Annotated in this window: 14 protein-coding genes; 5 read left to right on the plus strand and 9 right to left on the minus strand. The window is 75.1% G+C overall.

Annotation, left to right across the window (positions count from 1 at the left end; genetic code table 11):
- Positions 1–69 precede the first annotated feature (69 nt).
- Positions 70–2,595: a DNA gyrase/topoisomerase IV subunit A gene (locus QNH85_RS04605; RefSeq protein WP_282945000.1), complete on the plus strand. Its 2,526-nt coding sequence runs from the start codon at positions 70–72 to the stop codon at positions 2,593–2,595.
- A gap of 15 nt (positions 2,596–2,610) precedes the next feature.
- Here QNH85_RS04605 and QNH85_RS04610 read toward each other — a convergent pair whose 3' ends face one another.
- The 4 genes from QNH85_RS04610 to QNH85_RS04625 all read right to left on the minus strand — a co-directional run bounded on the left by QNH85_RS04610 (position 2,611) and on the right by QNH85_RS04625 (position 7,548).
- A complete protein-coding gene (locus QNH85_RS04610; protein ID WP_282945001.1) occupies positions 2,611–3,087 on the minus strand; it encodes a MarR family winged helix-turn-helix transcriptional regulator in 477 nt (158 codons plus the stop codon).
- A gap of 47 nt (positions 3,088–3,134) precedes the next feature.
- The gene (locus QNH85_RS04615; protein WP_282945002.1) at positions 3,135–4,220 is read right to left on the minus strand and encodes a GNAT family N-acetyltransferase; all 1,086 of its coding nucleotides are present in this window, start codon (positions 4,218–4,220) and stop codon (positions 3,135–3,137) included.
- A gap of 74 nt (positions 4,221–4,294) precedes the next feature.
- A complete protein-coding gene (locus tag QNH85_RS04620; RefSeq protein ID WP_282945003.1) occupies positions 4,295–5,326 on the minus strand; it encodes a GNAT family N-acetyltransferase in 1,032 nt (343 codons plus the stop codon).
- Positions 5,327–5,400: 74 nt separating this feature from the next.
- Positions 5,401–7,548 carry a DNA gyrase/topoisomerase IV subunit B gene (locus QNH85_RS04625; protein WP_282945004.1) on the minus strand — a complete coding sequence of 716 codons (2,148 nt, stop codon included), beginning with the start codon at positions 7,546–7,548 and terminating at the stop codon, positions 5,401–5,403.
- A 196-nt stretch (positions 7,549–7,744) separates the two neighbouring features.
- Here QNH85_RS04625 and QNH85_RS04630 point away from each other — a divergent pair, with 196 nt between their 5' ends.
- Positions 7,745–7,972: a DUF7455 domain-containing protein gene (locus tag QNH85_RS04630; protein WP_282945005.1), complete on the plus strand. Its 228-nt coding sequence runs from the start codon at positions 7,745–7,747 to the stop codon at positions 7,970–7,972.
- A gap of 105 nt (positions 7,973–8,077) precedes the next feature.
- On the opposite strand, the gene QNH85_RS04635 is transcribed toward QNH85_RS04630, so the two are convergent.
- The 4 genes from QNH85_RS04635 to QNH85_RS04650 all read right to left on the minus strand — a co-directional run bounded on the left by QNH85_RS04635 (position 8,078) and on the right by QNH85_RS04650 (position 13,141).
- Positions 8,078–9,127 carry a zinc-binding dehydrogenase gene (locus QNH85_RS04635; protein ID WP_282945006.1) on the minus strand — a complete coding sequence of 350 codons (1,050 nt, stop codon included), beginning with the start codon at positions 9,125–9,127 and terminating at the stop codon, positions 8,078–8,080.
- A 197-nt stretch (positions 9,128–9,324) separates the two neighbouring features.
- Complete coding sequence (locus QNH85_RS04640) at positions 9,325–10,935, minus strand: RNA polymerase sigma factor (RefSeq protein WP_428830357.1); 1,611 nt, start codon at positions 10,933–10,935, stop codon at positions 9,325–9,327.
- A gap of 183 nt (positions 10,936–11,118) precedes the next feature.
- Positions 11,119–11,517, minus strand: a complete 399-nt coding sequence (locus tag QNH85_RS04645; RefSeq protein WP_282945008.1) for a universal stress protein — start codon at positions 11,515–11,517, stop codon at positions 11,119–11,121.
- Between the two features lie 127 nt (positions 11,518–11,644).
- Entirely contained in the window at positions 11,645–13,141 is a 1,497-nt protein-coding gene (locus QNH85_RS04650; RefSeq protein WP_282945009.1) for a DUF4192 family protein, read from the minus strand.
- Between the two features lie 126 nt (positions 13,142–13,267).
- Here QNH85_RS04650 and QNH85_RS04655 point away from each other — a divergent pair, with 126 nt between their 5' ends.
- Both QNH85_RS04655 and QNH85_RS04660 read left to right on the plus strand, forming a co-directional pair.
- Positions 13,268–13,801, plus strand: a complete 534-nt coding sequence (locus QNH85_RS04655; protein WP_282945010.1) for a hypothetical protein — start codon at positions 13,268–13,270, stop codon at positions 13,799–13,801.
- A gap of 17 nt (positions 13,802–13,818) precedes the next feature.
- Positions 13,819–14,937: a polyprenyl synthetase family protein gene (locus QNH85_RS04660; protein ID WP_282945011.1), complete on the plus strand. Its 1,119-nt coding sequence runs from the start codon at positions 13,819–13,821 to the stop codon at positions 14,935–14,937.
- Positions 14,938–14,958: 21 nt separating this feature from the next.
- Here the strand turns inward: QNH85_RS04660 and QNH85_RS04665 are convergent, their stop codons facing one another.
- The gene (locus tag QNH85_RS04665; RefSeq protein WP_282945012.1) at positions 14,959–15,375 is read right to left on the minus strand and encodes an Rv2175c family DNA-binding protein; all 417 of its coding nucleotides are present in this window, start codon (positions 15,373–15,375) and stop codon (positions 14,959–14,961) included.
- Positions 15,376–15,621: 246 nt separating this feature from the next.
- Between QNH85_RS04665 and QNH85_RS04670 the strand changes: the two genes are divergently transcribed.
- The gene (locus QNH85_RS04670; protein ID WP_282945013.1) at positions 15,622–17,022 is read left to right on the plus strand and encodes a LysM peptidoglycan-binding domain-containing protein; all 1,401 of its coding nucleotides are present in this window, start codon (positions 15,622–15,624) and stop codon (positions 17,020–17,022) included.
- Positions 17,023–17,066 lie beyond the last annotated feature (44 nt).

The following is a 17,066-nucleotide window of genomic DNA, read 5'->3' on the forward strand; positions in this document are numbered from 1 at the left end:
GTCCCCAGCCCCGGAGTGCGGGGACAATGGGCGCCGCCCCACTCCGCCGATCCCGGGAGCACCGTCCGCATGGCGCGCCGCAGCAGCACCCCCGACGTCCCGCCCGAGGACGTCGTCGAGCGCATCGTCGACATCGACGTCGCGACGGAGATGGAGGGCTCGTTCCTCGAGTACGCCTACTCCGTCATCTACTCGCGCGCGCTCCCGGACGCCCGTGACGGCCTCAAGCCGGTGCAGCGCCGCATCCTCTTCCAGATGCACGACATGGGCCTGCGCCCGGACCGCGCGCACGTGAAGTCGGCGCGCGTGGTCGGCGAGGTGATGGGCAAGCTGCACCCGCACGGCGACACCGCGATCTACGACGCGATGGTGCGCATGGCGCAGCCGTTCTCCCTGCGGCTGCCGCTGGTCGACGGGCACGGCAACTTCGGGTCGCTGGACGACGGTCCCGCCGCGCCGCGGTACACCGAGGCGCGGATGGCCCCGTCCGCGCTCGCGATGACCGCCGGCCTCGACGAGGACGTCGTCGACTTCGTCCCGAACTACGACAACAAGCTGACGCAGCCGGGCGTGCTGCCCGCCGCCATCCCGAACCTGCTGGTCAACGGCGCGTCGGGCATCGCGGTCGGCATGGCCACGAACATGGCGCCGCACAACCTGGTCGAGGTGATCGCGGCCGCCCGGCACCTGGTGCTGCACCCTCAGGCGACGCTCGACGAGCTCATGCGCTTCGTGCCCGGGCCCGACCTGCCGAGCGGCGGCAAGATCATCGGGCTCGAGGGCGTGCGCGACGCGTACCGCACCGGCCGCGGCGCCTTCAAGACCCGGGCGACCGCCCGCATCGAGAACGTCACGCCGCGCCGCAAGGGCATCGTCATCACCGAGCTGCCGTACACGGTGGGCCCGGAGAAGGTCATCGAGAAGATCAAGGAGGGCGTGCAGTCCAAGAAGCTCTCGGGCATCTCGGACGCGCTCGACCTCACGGACCGCACGCACGGGCTGCGCCTGGTCATCGAGGTCAAGACGGGCTTCAACCCCGACGCCGTCCTGGAGCAGCTGTACCGGTACACGCCGCTCGAGGACTCGTTCTCGATGAACAACGTCGCGCTGGTCGACGGCCAGCCGCGCACCCTGGGCCTGCGGGACCTCCTGCAGGTGTGGGTCGACCACCGCATCGACGTGGTCCGCCGCCGCACGCGGTTCCGCCTGGCCAAGCGGACCGAGCGCCTGCACCTGGTCGAGGGCCTGCTCATCGCGATCGTCGACATCGACGAGGTCATCCAGGTCATCCGGTCCTCGGACGACGCCGACACCGCTCGCACCCGGCTGCGCGACGTGTTCGACCTGTCCGAGCCGCAGGCGGAGTACATCCTCGAGCTGCGCCTGCGCCGTCTCACCCGGTTCTCCCGGATCGAGCTGGAGAAGGAGCGGGACGACCTGGCCGAGCAGATCGCGGCGCTGCAGGCGATCCTCGCGGACGAGGCGCTGCTGCGCTCGACCGTCAGCGACGAGATGGCCGAGGTCGCGGCGACGTACGGCACCCCGCGCCGCACGATCCTGCTGGAGTCGGCGGGCGGCACCGTGACCGCCGCCGAGGGCGCGCCCGCCCCGCGCTCCGGCCGGAACGCCGCCCCGGCGCTGTCCCTCGAGATCGAGGACTCCCCCTGCTACGCCCTGCTCTCGGCGACCGGGCTCGTCGCGCGCACCGGCAGCACCGACGTCCCGCTGCGCCCGTCCCCCGGCGCGCACCGGTCGCGGCACGACGTGCTGGCCGGCGCGGTGCCGACGAGCGTCCGCGGCGAGGTCGGCGTGCTGACGTCGGCCGGCGTCGTGCGGCGCGTGTCCGTGCTGGACCTGCCCGCGCTGCCGCCGACCGACGGCGCCCCGAACCTGTCCGGCGGCCTGCCGTTGTCCGAGCTGCTCGCGCTGGACAAGGGCGAGCGCGTCGTCGGGCTGGTGTCGGTGGCCGCGGACGCGCCGACGCTCGCGCTCGGCACCGCCCAGGGCGTGGTGAAGCGCGTGACGCCCGGCGAGGCGCCCGCCAACCGCGACGCGTGGGACGTCATCTCGCTCAAGCCGGGCGACGAGGTCGTCGGCTGCGCGGCCGTGGGCGAGGACGACGAGCTGGTGCTCATCTCCTCCGACGCGGCGCTGCTGCACTACCCGGCGTCGGCCGTGCGGCCGCAGGGGCGCCCCGCGGGCGGCATGGCCGGCATCAAGCTGGCTCCCGGGCAGCGGGTCGTGCACTTCGGTGCGCTGCCGCCGCAGGGCGACGGGGACGGCGACGGAGCCGACGGCACCGACGGCCTCGTCGTGGTGACGGTCGCCGGCTCGTCGACCGCGCTGCCCGGCACGCAGAACGGCACCGCGAAGGTCACGCCGTTCTCCCGGTACCCGGGCAAGGGCCGCGCGACGGGCGGCGTCCGGGCGCACCGGTTCCTCAAGGGCGAGGACGCGCTGATCCTCGCCTGGGCCGGCCCGGCGCCCGCACGCGCCACCGGCTCCGCCGGCCAGCCGGTCGACCTGCCGGAGCTCGACGACCGGCGGGACGGCTCCGGCCAGCCGCTGTCCGCGCCGCCGCTCGCGATCGGCTGAGGCGGCGCCGGCCGGTCAGCGGCCGGTGCCCGCCTCGGCGATCCTCGCGCGGACCAGGGCAGAGATCTCCACCAGGGACCGCACCTGCGCGTCGTCCAGCGGAGCCAGCAGCAGCTCCCGCACCAGCCGGCGCCGTGTCGCCTGGGCGGTCCGGGCGGCCTGCAGGCCCTCGTCGGTCAGCCCCACCACGGTGCCCCGGGCGTCCTGCCGGTCGCGGCTGCGCGTCACCAGGCCGCGGCGCTCCATGCGGCGCAGCTGGTGCGACACCCGGCTGTCCTGCCACTCTGCGGCGGCCGCCAGGTCCTTCGCGCGCAGCCCCGGGTGCCCGGCCGCGAGGAGCGGCTCCAGCAGCTCCAGGTCCGCGACGGACACGTCGGCCTCCGCGCCGAGCCCGCGCTCCAGGGCCGTGAACAGCTCCCGGGACAGGCCGAGGTACATGCGCCAGGTGGCGTCCTCGTCGACCGGCGCCGGTCGTTCGTCCAGAGCTGCCATGGGGCACAGCGTAGGGCCACGTCAGCGCACGGATCGAGGGTTCTCCGTCAGAGCTCGACCGAGTACGTGATCGACCGGTGCGTGAGCTCGTAGCCGAGCCCCGCGTACAGCCCGTGGGCGCCCGACGGGTTGTCCGTGTCGACGTCCAGCTCGGCGTACTCGACGCCCCCCTCCCGGAACGAGCGCATCGCGGCCACCAGCAGCGCGACCGACAAGCCCCGCCCGCGCCACCCCCGGCGCACGCCGAGGAACTCCGTGAAGCCCGACGAGTACCCGACGACCGGCCAGTCCTGCTCGTACCGGCTGGAGATCGTGTAGCCCGCGACCTCGCCCGTCGCCTCGTCCACCGCGACGTGGCTCCACTCCGGGACGAACGCCGCGCGCCCGTGCTGCCAGGCCTCCGGCGTGCGGGGCTCGCTGCCCCAGTGCTCCGCGAACGTCTCGTTGTGCGCGACCCGCACCGGCTCGTCGAGCGCCTCCGACCACGGGACGATCCGCACGCCCTCGGCCTCGCGCGCCTGCGGCAGCGGAACGGACAGGTCGCGGCGCATGTACGCCCAGTACCGGATCGGCCGGAACCCCGCGGTCTCGTACAGGGCACGGGCGTCGGCCCGGTGCTCCTCCAGGTGCGTGGCGATGCGGCCGGGGAGGTCCCGCCCGGACGCCGCGAGCTTCTGCCGGCCCCGCGCGGTCCCCCACGCCACCAGCGCCCGGCCGATCCCGCGCCCCCGGTGGCGGGGGTGGACGCCGCCCGCCAGGTACGCCCGGACCCGGCTCACGTCGCCCGGCGGCTGCTCGACCGTCATCCAGGCCCGCGGCACGCCCTCCGCGTCGAGGCCCACCCGCGTGTCGGCCGGGAGGTCCTTCCAGGAGCCCTCCAGCCACTCGCCGACCTCGGCCACGCCGGTGCGCGACGGCTCGGCGTCCGCGGCCTCGACCTCGGCGACGAGCGCGGCGAGCGCCGGGACGTCGTCGCGGGTGAGCGGCCGCCAGGTCAGACCGGTCGCCCCCGGGTCCGGCTCGGGCAGCACGTCCGGCGCCGCCGCCCGCTCCGCGATGGAGCCGGGCGGGGCCGCCGGGGGTGCGTCGGCGTCGGGCAGCTCGGTCGCGAGGGTCTCGCTCTTCTCGTGCACCCCTCCACGGTGCCGCACCCCGTCGCGCGTGTCGCGCCGGGGCGCGGCTGCCTGCCGGCGACTGCCGGCGCCGCTCAGAGCTCGATCGACGTCATCAGCGACCCGTGCGTCACCTCGTACCCCAGCGCGGCGTACAGGCCGTGGGCGCCCGACGGGTTCTCCGTGTCGACGCCCAGCTCCGCGAACTGCATGCCGTCCGCGCGGTACGAGCGCATCGTCGCCGCGAGCAGCGCCACCGCCACACCCCGCCCGCGCCACGCCCGCCGCACCCCCAGGAGCTCGGTGTAGCCGGAGCGGTAGCCCGCGACCTCCCAGTCCTGCTCGAAGCGGCCGGACAGGGCGTACCCCGCGACCTCGCCGGTCGCCTCGTCGAGCGCCACGTGGCTCCACGCCGGCGCGAACGTCGACCGGCCCACCTGCCACGCCTCCGGGGTGCGCGGCTCGCTGCCCCAGTGGTCGGCGAACGCCTCGTTGTGGGCGAGCCGCACGGCGTCGTCCAGGTCCGCGGACCACGGCACCACCCGCACGCCGGCGGGCTGCCGCTCCTCGGGCAGCGGGGCGGAGAGGTCCCGCCGCATCTCCGTGTAGTACCGGATCGGGGCGTAGCCCGCCGCCGCGTACAGCTCGACCGCCGCCCGGTGGTCCTGCTCGAGGTAGGCGGCGATCCGGCCCGGGACGTCCTTGCCGGACGCGGCGAGCTTCTGCCGGGCGCGCGCGGTCTGCCACGCGACGAGCGCCCGACCGATCCCCCGCCCCCGCCACTGCGGGTCCACGCCACCGTTGACGTGGGCGCGCACGGTGCGGACGTCCCCGGGCGGGGCGTCGACCACCGCCCACGCGCGCGGCACCCCGTCGGCGTCGAACCCGACCCGGGAGTCCGCGGGCAGGTCCTTCCACGCGCCGTCGAACCACTCGTCCACCTCGGGCTCGCTGGTGCGGAACGGGGTGGCGTCGGCCGCCTCGACGCGGGCGACGAGCGCCGCGAGGGCCGGGACGTCCGCCCGCTCGGCGGCCCGCCAGGCGAGCCCCGTCGCGGGGCCCGGCTCGGGCAGGCGGGCGGGGGCTGCGGCGCGCTCGGCGATCGGCACGAGGGTCTGCTCAGTCACGCGCCCCACGGTGCCCGACCGGTGGCGCGGCTGTCACGCGAAAACCCGGACGCCGCCGGCCCGGGCGGGACGGGTCAGGCGTCGATCTGCGAGGCGTCCAGGGTGGAGGCGTTGTCGACGATGAAGTCCTTGCGCGGCGCCACGTCCGAGCCCATGAGCAGCTCGAACGTCTCCTCCGCGCGCCGGACGAGCGCGTCGGCGCTCTCCGCCGCCGGCAGCGTCACCCGGCGCAGCGTGCGGTGCCGCGGGTCCATCGTCGTCTCCGACAGCTGGTCCGCGTCCATCTCGCCGAGGCCCTTGTAGCGCTGGATGTCCTCCTTGTAGCGCTTGCCGGCCCTGTCCAGCTTCTTCAGCGTGGCGGCGAGCTCGGCCTCCGAGTAGGTGTAGACGTACTCGTTCTTCCGGCTGCCCGCGCCGATGACCTCGATGCGGTGCAGCGGCGGGACCGCGGCGAACACCCGGCCGGCCTCGACCAGCGGGCGCATGTAGCGGAAGAACAGGGTCAGCAGCAGCGTCCGGATGTGCGCGCCGTCGACGTCCGCGTCGGTCATGAGGACGACCTTGCCGTACCGGGCGGCGTCCAGGTCGAACGTCCGGCCGGAGCCGGCGCCGATCACCTGGATGATCGCCGCGCACTCCGCGTTGCGGAGCATGTCGGAGATCGAGGCCTTCTGGACGTTGAGGATCTTGCCGCGGATCGGCAGCAGCGCCTGGAAGTCCGAGGACCGCGCGAGCTTCGCGGTGCCCAGCGCGCTGTCGCCCTCGACGATGAACAGCTCGCTGCGGCTGACGTCGTCGCTGCGGCAGTCGGCGAGCTTCGCGGGCAGCGACGAGGTCTCCAGCGCGCTCTTGCGGCGCGAGATCTCCTTCTGCTTGCGCGCCGACACGCGGGCGCGCATCTCCCCCACGACCTTGTCGAGCAGCGCGGCGGAGTGCGCCTTGTGCTCCCGCTTGGTGGACCCGAAGATCGCCGCCAGCTCGGTGTCCACGACCTTCGCGACGATGCCGCGCACCGGCGCGGTGCCCAGCACCTCCTTGGTCTGGCCCTCGAACTGCGGCTCCGCCAGGCGCACCGTCACCACGGCGGTGAGGCCCGCGAGCACGTCGTCCTTCTCGATCCGGTCCCCGCCGTCCTTCGCGGAGATCTTCAGCCGGCGGGCGTTCGCCTCGACCTGCTTGCGCAGCGTGCGCAGCAGCGCCGTCTCGAACCCCGCGAGGTGGGAGCCGCCCTTGGGCGTCGCGATGATGTTGACGAACGTCCGGACCTCGGTCTCGTAGCCCGTGCCCCAGCGGAGCGCCACGTCGACCTCGCAGTCGCGCTGCACCTCCTGCGGGGACATGTGCCCGCGCGCGTCGAGCACCGGGACCGTCTCGGAGAACGAGCCGGAGCCCGTCAGGTGCCAGGTGTCCGTCACCGGGGCGTCAGGGGCGAGGAAGTCCGCGAAGTCGACCGTCCCGCCGTCGTGGCGGAACACCTCCTCGTGGGGGCCGTCGGCGCCCGGGGTCCCCGCCAGGCGGCGCTCGTCGCGCACCGTGATGGTCAGGCCCGGCACCAGGAAGCTGGTCTGCCGCGCGCGCGTCACGAGCTCGTCGTAGGAGAACACCGCCGTCGACGGGAAGATGTTCGGGTCCGCCCAGTACCGGATGCGGGTGCCCGTGCGCCCCCGGGCGACCTTGCCGACGACGTCCAGCCGGGACTCCGCGACGAACGGCTCGAACGGCGAGTCGGGCCCGCGGCCCGCGCTGTCGTCGAACACGCCGGGCTCGCCGCGGTGGAAGGTCATCCGGTACGTCTTGCCGCCGCGGTCCACCTCGACGTCGAGCCGCGAGGACAGGGCGTTCACGACCGACGCGCCCACGCCGTGCAGGCCGCCGGACGCGCCGTACGAGCCGCCGCCGAACTTGCCGCCCGCGTGGAGCTTGGTCAGCACGACCTCGACGCCCGTCAGGCCCGTCTTCGGCTCGACGTCCACCGGGATGCCGCGGCCGGTGTCGCGGACCTCCACCGAGGAGTCGGCGTGCAGCACGATGTCGATCCGCTCGCCGTGGCCAGCCAGCGCCTCGTCGACGGAGTTGTCGATGATCTCCCAGAGGCAGTGCATGAGGCCGCGGGAGTCGGTGGAGCCGATGTACATGCCCGGGCGCTTGCGGACGGCCTCCAGCCCCTCGAGGACGGAGAGGTGGCGGGCGGTGTAGCTGGACTCGGCGGATGCGGTCGACACGAAGCCCGAGGGTAGTCGCTCCCGCCGACAGAGCCGCGGCACCATGCCGCACGCCGGCGCGACGACCCTGCGCCCCCGCGGTCCGTGTGCGCAGCGTGTTGCCGCGGTGTGACGCGCGGGTGACTTCTGCTTCGCGCTGAGCGAACCACCCGCCCCCGACGGGAAGGATCCGCCGAGAAGATGGTTGTATGACAACGTGACCGAGACGATCGAGACCACGAACCCGCTGACCGCAGCCGACCGCTGCGACCGCTGCGGCGCTCAGGCCTACGTCCGCGTGCAGCTGCCCGTGGGCGAGCTCCTGTTCTGCGCGCACCACGCGCGCGAGCACGCGCCGAAGTACTCGCAGCTTGCCACGCACGTGCAGGACGAGACGGACAGGCTCCTCGCCGAGCACGGCGCCGGGGCGACCGCCGCTCGCTGAGAGCTGCGCAGGGGCAGCGCGCCGGGACCGCGTGACGCTGCCGCAGGACATCGGGACGGGCCCGTCCGGCTGAGGCCGGACGGGCCCGTTCGCGTCACCGGGTGGTCACCGGCGGAGCACCACCTTCAGCGCGTCGTTCTGCGCGGCCTTCGCGAAGACGTCGTACGCCTCGTGCATCTGGCCGAGGGCGAACGTGTGCGTCCCCATCGGGCGGATGTCGAGCGAGCCCTCGGCCACCAGGTCGAGCAGCATCGGGGCGGTCACGCCGTCGACCAGGCCCATCGTGATCGTGATGTTCTCGATCCAGAGCCGGTCGATCGGCAGCGTGACCGGGTGCCCGTGCACCCCGATGTTCGCGACGTGCCCGTACGGCACGACGAGGTCGAACGCCGCCTCCAGGGTCTGCGGGATCCCGACCGCCTCCATCACGACGTCCGCGCCGCGCCCGCCGCACAGGTCCCGGACCTCCTCCTGCCAGCCCTCCGCGCGCGAGCTCACCGCGTGCGTGGCGCCGAAGTCGCGCACCGCCCGCTCGAGGCGGAACTCGTCGAGGTCGACCGCGATCACCCGGCGCGCCCCGTGCAGGTGCGCGGTCGCCATCGCCGCCAGGCCCACCGGCCCGGCCCCGATGCAGACGACGGCGTCACCGGGCGACACACCGCCGTTGCGCACACCCATCTCGTAGCCGGTCGGGAAGATGTCCGACAGGAAGATCACCTCCTCGTCCGACAGGCCGGCCGGCACCCGGTGCAGCGAGGTGTCGCCGAACGGGACCCGGACCAGCTCCGCCTGGGTGCCGTCCACCAGGTGCCCCAGCACCCAGCCGATCCCGCCGACCGACTGGCAGTGGCTGGCCCGGCCGACGCGGCAGTACCGGCACGTGCCGCACGAGGTGATCGCCGGGACCACGACGCGGTCCCCGACGGCGAACTTCCCGACCGCCGAGCCGATCTCGACCACCGTGCCGACGGCCTCGTGCCCCAGGACGCGACCGGGGGTGACGGCCGGGACGTCGCCGAGCAGGATGTGCAGGTCGGTGCCGCAGATCGTGGTGGTGTCGACCTGGACGACCACGTCGGTCGCGTCGACGACGTGCGCGTCGGGCACGTCCTCCCACTCCTTGCGCCCCGGACCGTGGTAGACGAGTGCCTTCATCGCGGGACCTCCTCCGGCGGGCGTCGTCACCCGCCTGCCTGGGTCTCCTCGCCGTCGAGGTGACCTTCGTCCCCCATTCACCTCCGGCGCCGCCCCGACGAGGTGGGACCGAGGTCCCGAACCGGACATCTCACCGTCGCCGAGCATGACGAAGGGCCCGCCTCCCTCGCGGGGGGCGGGCCCTTCGGCGGACCGGCTCAGTCCAGGTAGTCGCGCAGGACCTGCGAGCGGCTCGGGTGCCGGAGCTTCGACATGGTCTTCGACTCGATCTGCCGGATGCGCTCGCGCGTCACCCCGTAGACCTTGCCGATCTCGTCCAGCGTCTTCGGCTGGCCGTCGGTGAGGCCGAACCGCATGGACACCACGCCGGCCTCGCGCTCGGACAGGGTGTCGAGCACCTGGTGCAGCTGCTCCTGCAGGAGCGTGAAGCTCACGGCGTCCGCGGGGACGACGGCCTCGGAGTCCTCGATGAGGTCACCGAACTCGCTGTCGCCGTCCTCGCCGAGCGGGGTGTGCAGCGAGATGGGCTCGCGACCGTACTTCTGGACCTCGACGACCTTCTCGGGGGTCATGTCGAGCTCCTTGGCGAGCTCCTCCGGCGTGGGCTCCCGGCCGAGGTCCTGTAGCATCTGCCGCTGGACGCGCGCGAGCTTGTTGATGACCTCGACCATGTGCACCGGGATGCGGATGGTGCGGGCCTGGTCCGCCATGGCGCGGGTGATGGCCTGCCGGATCCACCAGGTGGCGTAGGTCGAGAACTTGTAGCCCTTGGTGTAGTCGAACTTCTCGACCGCACGGATCAGACCGAGGTTGCCCTCCTGGATCAGGTCCAGGAACAGCATGCCGCGGCCGGTGTACCGCTTGGCGAGCGAGACGACCAGGCGGAGGTTGGCCTCGAGCAGGTGGTTCTTCGCCCGGCGGCCGTCCTGCGCGATCCACTGGAGCTCGCGGCGGGCCTTGGGCTCCAGGTCGTCGCCGATCGCGGCGAGGCGCTCCTCGGCGAAGAGGCCGGCCTCGATCCGCTTGGCGAGCTCGACCTCCTGCTCGGCGTTCAGCAGCGCGACCTTGCCGATCTGCTTCAGGTAGTCCTTGACCGGGTCGGCCGTGGCGCCGGCGGTGACGACCTGCTGCGCCGGCGCGTCGTCCTCGTCACGGTCGGACACGACGAACCCGGTGTCCTCGGTCTCCTCCTCCGCCTTGGCGGCGGGGGCGGCAGCGACGGCGGCGGGGGCGCCCTCGGACTCGGTGTCCTCGGTGGCGTCCTCGACGACCTCGTCGACGACCTCGAGCTCGGCGACGTCGATCTCGACGTCCTCGATCTCGACCTCGTCGTCACCGGTCTCGGCGTCGCCCGTGGCCTTGGTGGCCTTGACGGGCTTGGCGGCGGCGGCCTTGCCGGCGGCCGCCTTCTTCGCGGCGGGCTTGGCGGCCGCGGCGCGGGTGGTCTTCTTGGCGGCGGGCTTGGCGGCGACGTCGTCGCCGTCCTCGGCACCGACGACGGCCTTGGCGGACGGGCGCGCCTTCGCGGTGGTCGCGGCGGCGACACGGCGGGGCGCCGCGGTCGGCTCCGACACGGTGATGCCGGCGTTGGCCAGACCGCGCACGACGGCCTTCAGCCGCTTGGCGTCCTCCACCTGGGCGGCCTCGCACGCGGAGCGCAGGGCCGCGGCGTCGACGCTCCCGATGGTGCGCCCGACGCGGACGAGGTCCTGCAGGGCAGGGTGCTCGAACTCACGCGGAAGGGTGGGGGTGGAACTCTGGGGCGTCACGAATGACCTTTCGGCAGCAAGGGACCCGGTTCGGCGCATCGGGTACCTCGATATTGTACCGGCCGCGCCCCTGGCGGGGCGTCCGAGCAGGGCGGCGAGGCCCTGGAGATGACAGCCGGCGAACCTGTCAGATCTGCTCAACGCGCGAGCGGGCCGTCGGATTCCCACGGATGTCGCCCGGGCGTGTCCCCCGCCCCCTGGTGCTGCCCGGCCGGCGGGCCCTCAGCTCGGGTCGGGCTTGACCGCCAGCACGGGGCACGGGGAGTCGAGCAGGATGCGCTGGGCGTTGGCGCCCAGGATCAGCTTGCCGACCGGGCTGCGGCGGCGCAGGCCGATGACGATCAGCGTGGCGCCGGCCTCCTCGGCGGTGCCGATCAGGTCCTCGGCGACGTCGCGCCCGCCGGCGATGACCCGCACGTCGTGCGGCACGCCGCGCGACTCCAGCGAGGTGCGCACCTCGTCGAGGGCGCTCGCCAGCTCGGACTTCTGCTCGTCGGTCTCGTCGCCGCGCTCGCTCACGACCACGACCAGCGGCTCCGACCGGCGGACGGCCTCACCCGTCGCGGCGGTCAGGGCGGCACGCCCCTCGACGGTCGCCAGGTACCCGACCACGATGCTCATGAAGTGCTCCTCGCGAGTGCTCTGCGTCCGCAGCCCGGCACCGGGGCGCCCTTGCGCGGGTGCGGCCGTGGACCGTGCTGGAGACGGTACCGGAACGTCTCCGTGCGCACGACCGCCCCCGACGCGCTCAGCAGCGACGACGCATCCACCCGGGCGGCAGGCCCGCCCCGAGGGCCCGGTCGAGCAGCTCGGCCAGCCGGTGACCCGGGTCGTGGCCCAGGGCGCGCTCGACCAGGACGGCCGCGCGCACCCCGTCGCCCTCCCACCAGGCGAGCAGCGCCAGCAGCGTCAGCGCCGGCGCCTGCCGCTCGCTGCGCCCGTGCGCCACGACCTGCTCCAGCAGGGCCTGCCCCGCCTCGGCGACGTCCTGGTCGGGCTCGCGCGCGCACGCCGGCTCGACCAGCACGTCGAGCGCCGCCCGGACGGCGTCCGAGACGGCCCGCGCGCCGGCCGCCGAGGAGCCGCCGCCCGCCGCGGATCCGCCGGCGGGCTCGTCGCCGGGGCTGCCGGGACTGCCCAGGCGGTCGGGGCGGTCGGCGGTCGGTCCGTCCTCCGCGTCCGGAGCGACGAGCGCGTCGTCGCCGGCCTCCTCGAGCGCGGAACCCGGCGCCTCCGCCTCGTCGGGGTAGCCGGCGTCCGCGTCCGCGTCCGGGTCCTCCTCCCACGCCCCACGGCGTCCGGCGGTGCCGGCGTCCGCGTACCGGACGAGCGCGTCGGGCAGGTCGGTCCCGGGCTGCACGAGCGTGAGCAGGACCGCGTCGCGGAGCGCCGGGTCGTCGAGCGCCGCCTCGATCCGCCCGAGGGCCGCGGCGGGCACCGTGCCGACGTCCTCCGCGTCGACCTCGGACCGCGACTCCTGGACGGCGGTGAGCGCGGCGCGCCACGTGCCGAGCGACCGCTGACGCCACGTCAGGACGTCCACGGGCCGGGTGCTGCGCAGCAGCAGGTCGGTCCAGCGGGACCGCGCGGCAGACGCGGAGCGCCTCGGCCCCGCCGCCGCCGGAGCGATCGCGCCGACGTCGTCCCGCGAGGGCAGCACCGGGTCCCGTCGGCCCACGAGCCGGCCCACGAGGTGCCCGGCGAGCTCCCCGGCAGCCAGGTCCTCCAGCGGCCGGCCGCCGGGCGGGCAGCAGCCGCGGTCCCGGCAGTCGAGGCCGAGGTAGTGCCCCTGCGTGACCAGCCACACGGCGACATCACCCACCCGTACGCAGGCGGCCCGGGTGACCTGGGCGGCCCGGACCGCCCGGGCCGTGCCGTCGCAGCGCATCCCGCGCCCGGGCTCGCGCGGGTCTCCCGCGTCGTCGTAGACCACCACCACGACCTCGGTCGCGCCGTCCGAGGCGAGGTGCCCCGCCACGCCGGCCGCGATCCCCGCACCCGCGGGGCACAGCAGGTCGGCCACGTCCACGCGGGCGACGAGGCCGACCTCGCGCCGAGGGCCGCGCAGGCTCACCGCCACCACGGAGTCCCGCGGCTCGAAGCCCAGCTGGTACGGCACCAGACCCAGCAGCTCGCGGGTGTGGTCGAGCCGGAGCGCACGGCGCGTGGCGGGGGGTCGCGGGTGGTGGGCGTGGTCGGGGGTGTCGTCGGCGGTGCGGTCGGGGGTCAGGTCCGTCGTGGTCATGGCCCCACCTCATCGTGTCCCTGACCTGCGGGAGAGCGCGCCGGCCGCCCGCTGGGGACGACGCGCGCCCCGGAGCGCTGTGGAGGACTCGGTGACCGCGCGGGGAGCGCCGCTAGGGTGAGGCGCGTGCCCGCCCGTCCCGTCACCGTCGCGCTGCTCCTCACGACGGCGCTCGCCACGGCACTGACCGTGGCGGGCTGCACGGAGGACTCCCCCGGCACCGCCGACCCGGCGCCGACCGCCTCCGCGTCGGCCGTACCGGGCGTCACGCCGTCGGCCACCGAGACGCTGCTGCCGAGCCCCACCGCGACCGGCTCGGCCGTGGGCGGGCTCGCCCCCGGGTTCCCCGCGGACCTCGTCGCGCCGCCCGAGGGCAGCGAGATCCTCGTGTCGAGCGCGGAGCCGGACGCGGCCACCGGGCTGACGACGATCAGCCTGAACCTGCGCAGCCCCCTCGCGACGGCCGACCTGCTCGGGCCGCTCAGGGACCAGCTGGTCGCCGCGGGGTTCGTCGAGACGGTCGTGGACCCGGGCACCTCCGGGCTGGCGGCGACCTCAACGTTCGTCCGTGGCGACGGCGGGCAGGAGCTGCTGACGCTCGGGGTGCTCGACCGGGACGGCGTGCGGACGCTGACGCTGGGCGGGACCGTCCGGCTGTGAGGCCCTAGGCTCGCGGCGTGAGCCCCGCCACCGCACTCGTCGACGCCGAGGACCTCCGCAGCCGGGTCGACGCCCTGCTCACACAGCACGTCGAGGAGCTGCTGCCCGAGCTGGTCGCCGCGGGTGCGGGAGCGGCCCCCCTCGCCGAGGCGCTCGGGCTGATGCTCGAGGGCGGCAAGCGCCTCCGGGCGGCGTTCTGCTACTGGTCGTGGCGTGCGCACGGCGGGGACCCCGCGTCCCCGGACGCGGACGCCGTGCTGCGCGTGGGAGCCGCGCTCGAGCTGTTCCAGGCCGCGGCGCTGTTCCACGACGACGTCATGGACGACTCGGACACGCGGCGCGGGCGCCCGGCCGCGCACCGGCGCTTCGCCGGCCTGCACGCCGAGCACGGCTGGTCGGGCGATCCGGGTCGCTACGGCGAGTCGGCGGCGATCCTGCTCGGGGACCTCGCCCTGGTCGCCAGCGAGCGCGAGTTCGTCCGCGCGGTCGCCGGCTCCCCCGCGGACCTGCGGGTGCGGGCCCACGCGGTGTTCCACCGGATGCGGACCGAGGTCACCGTCGGCCAGTACCTCGACCTCCTGGCGCAGGTGCTGCCGTGGGGCGAGGACCCGGTCGCGGACGAGGCGCGCGCCCGGGAGGTCATCGTCGCGAAGTCCGCGCGGTACAGCGTGGAGCACCCGATGCTGCTGGGTGCGGTGCTGGCCGGGGCGGACGACGCCGCGCTGGCGGCCGTCACGGGCTACGGGCTGCCGCTGGGCGAGGCCTTCCAGCTGCGGGACGACCTGCTCGGCGTGTTCGGCGACCCGGCGACCACCGGGAAGCCGGCCGGGGACGACCTGCGGGAGGGCAAGCGCACCGTGCTGGTGGCGCGCGCCATGGGGCACGCGCTGGCGACGGCCGACGCCGGGCTGGCGGACGCGCTGCGCGCGGGCCTCGGCGACCGCGGCCTCGACGACGACGCCTGCGCGGCGCTCGCCGGCCGCATCGAGGCCAGCGGCGCCGTCGCCGACGTCGAGGCCCTGATCACCGAGCTCGGCGACCGGGCGTTCGGCGCGCTGGCCGCCGCCCCGCTCGCCGAGGACGGCCGGGCGATGCTGGTGCGGCTCGGGCACGCGGCCGTCGACCGGCGCGCCTGAGGGCCGGGCCCCCGCGCGACGTCAGAGCTGCGCCTGCGCCCGGCGCCGCACCTCCGTCTTGTGGCCGGAGCGCAGCGCGTCCACCGGCCGGCCGGGCAGGGACTCGTCCTCGGTGAAGAGCCAGGCGATCGCCTCGGCGTCGGAGAAGCCGGCGTCCCCGAGCACACTCACGGTGCCCTGGAGCCACGCCATCACGGCCGCACGCGGCGCGGGGACGTCCCCCTCGTGCGGGTCCGCCGGCGGGTTGGTGGCGTCGACCGGGACCAGGAACGCGGCCGGGATGCTCAGCACGGGCGGGTCGCCGCGGCGGATGCCGATCAGGCGGCGCTCCTTGAGCAGGCGGCGGACCTTGCCGGCGTCGACGCCGAGCTCGTCGGCCACGTCGGGCACGGTGAGCCAGGAGTCGACCAGGTCATCGGGGTGGGGCTGCGCAGTCACCGGGCCAGCGTACTGACCGCCCGACCGGGGCACGCCACCGGGCCGCGTTCCCCCGGGCGGACGAGCGCGCTGGGCCGCACGTGTGGAGGGCGCGGCGCATCACCGCTGGTGAACCGGACATATCGCCCGCCCCGCTTCCCAGGGCTCCGCGGGTGGTCTACCGTCGCACTGGTCACATCAGTCACATCAGCCACACAGGCACCGCAGGTCACTGCACCACGTCGTCTCAGCACAGGGGTCCTCACCATGACGCAGCCCGCCCTCGCCCTCACGGACCAGGCCGACCGCAGCCGCGGGGACGGCGCGACCCCGCGCACCGGCGCACGCCGTGGTCGCCGGCTCGCCACGGGGACCGGCGCGATCGCCATCGCCGCCGTCGCCGTCACGGCCTCGGGCGGCGCCGCCCACGCCGACGACCAGTACACGGTCCGCAGCGGGGACACGGTCAGCCACATCGCCGCGCGCTACGGCACGACCGTCACCGCGGTGCGCAGCGCCAACGGCCTGAGCACCAGCGCCTTCATCCGTGAGGGCCAGCAGCTGACCATCCCCACCGCCGCGGCCCCGGCCGTTCCCGCGGCACCCAGCACGGCCGGCGGCAGCCACACGGTCGCCTCGGGCGAGACCGTGTCGGCCATCGCGAAGCGGTACGGCACGACCGTCGCCGCGATCAGCGCCGCCAACGGCCTCGACTCCCGCGCCTTCATCCGCGTGGGGCAGACGCTCACGGTCCCCGGCGCGTCCGGCGCGGCCGCGGCCCCCGCTGCCGCGGCCCCCGCGGCGACCGGCGGCACCCACACCGTCGCCTCCGGCGAGACGGTGTCGGCCATCGCGAAGCGCTACGGCACCACCGTCTCCGCGGTCGTCGCCGCGAACGGGCTGGACTCCCGCGCGTTCATCCGCGTCGGCCAGACGCTCACCGTGCCCGGGGCGTCCGGCGCGGCCGCGGCCCCCGCTGCCGCGGCCCCCGCGACGACCGGCGGCACGCACACCGTCGCCTCGGGAGAGACGGTCTCGGCGATCGCGTCGCGCTACGGCACGACGGTGTCGGCGATCGTGGCCGCCAACGGGCTGGACTCCCGCGCGTTCATCCGCGTCGGTCAGACGCTCACCGTCCCGGGCGCCCCGGCGGCGGGCGCCCCGGCGTCCTCGGGCGGGACCGCGCTGGTCGGGAACACGTTCCTCGGCCGCACCTACGCGCCGAGCGTGGTGGCGTCGGCCAACGCCAACAAGGCGAGCCTGCTCGCCATGGGTGTGCCGTCCCGCGCCCAGATGCAGGCGAAGGTCGCCGCGACCGCGCGCTCGATGGGGGTCGACCCCGCGCTCGCCCAGGCGATCGCGTTCCAGGAGTCCGGCTTCAACCACACCGCGGTCTCCCCCGCCAACGCGATCGGGACGATGCAGGTCATCCCGAGCTCCGGCGAGTGGGCCTCGCAGCTCGTCGGCCGCCAGCTGAACCTCATCGACCCGGACGACAACGTCGTGGCGGGCGTGGCGATCCTGCGCCAGCTCGTGCGCACCTCGCCGGACCTGTCGACGGCCATCGCCAGCTACTACCAGGGCTCGTCCTCGGTGAAGCGGAACGGCATGTTCAGCGACACCCGCCGCTACGTGGCGAACGTCCAGACCCACATGACGCGCTACTGAGCCGCGGCCTGCCGGGTCTGGCCGGACCGCGCCCGTAGACTTCG

Origin of the sequence: Cellulomonas endometrii, from assembly GCF_949769265.1 — a bacterium.
In the GTDB taxonomy this organism is placed as follows: domain Bacteria; phylum Actinomycetota; class Actinomycetes; order Actinomycetales; family Cellulomonadaceae; genus Cellulomonas; species Cellulomonas endometrii.

Excerpts from the sequence above, each read along its gene's own strand:
- QNH85_RS04605 (WP_282945000.1), top strand. The coding sequence starts at position 70 with ATGGCGCGCCGCAGCAGCACCCCCGACGTCCCGCCCGAGGACGTCGTC.
- QNH85_RS04610 (WP_282945001.1), bottom strand. The coding sequence starts at position 3,087 with ATGGCAGCTCTGGACGAACGACCGGCGCCGGTCGACGAGGACGCCACC.
- QNH85_RS04635 (WP_282945006.1), bottom strand. The coding sequence starts at position 9,127 with ATGAAGGCACTCGTCTACCACGGTCCGGGGCGCAAGGAGTGGGAGGAC.
- QNH85_RS04640 (WP_428830357.1), bottom strand. The coding sequence starts at position 10,935 with ATGCGCCGAACCGGGTCCCTTGCTGCCGAAAGGTCATTCGTGACGCCC.
- QNH85_RS04645 (WP_282945008.1), bottom strand. The coding sequence starts at position 11,517 with ATGAGCATCGTGGTCGGGTACCTGGCGACCGTCGAGGGGCGTGCCGCC.
- QNH85_RS04650 (WP_282945009.1), bottom strand. The coding sequence starts at position 13,141 with ATGACCACGACGGACCTGACCCCCGACCGCACCGCCGACGACACCCCC.
- QNH85_RS04670 (WP_282945013.1), top strand. The coding sequence starts at position 15,622 with ATGACGCAGCCCGCCCTCGCCCTCACGGACCAGGCCGACCGCAGCCGC.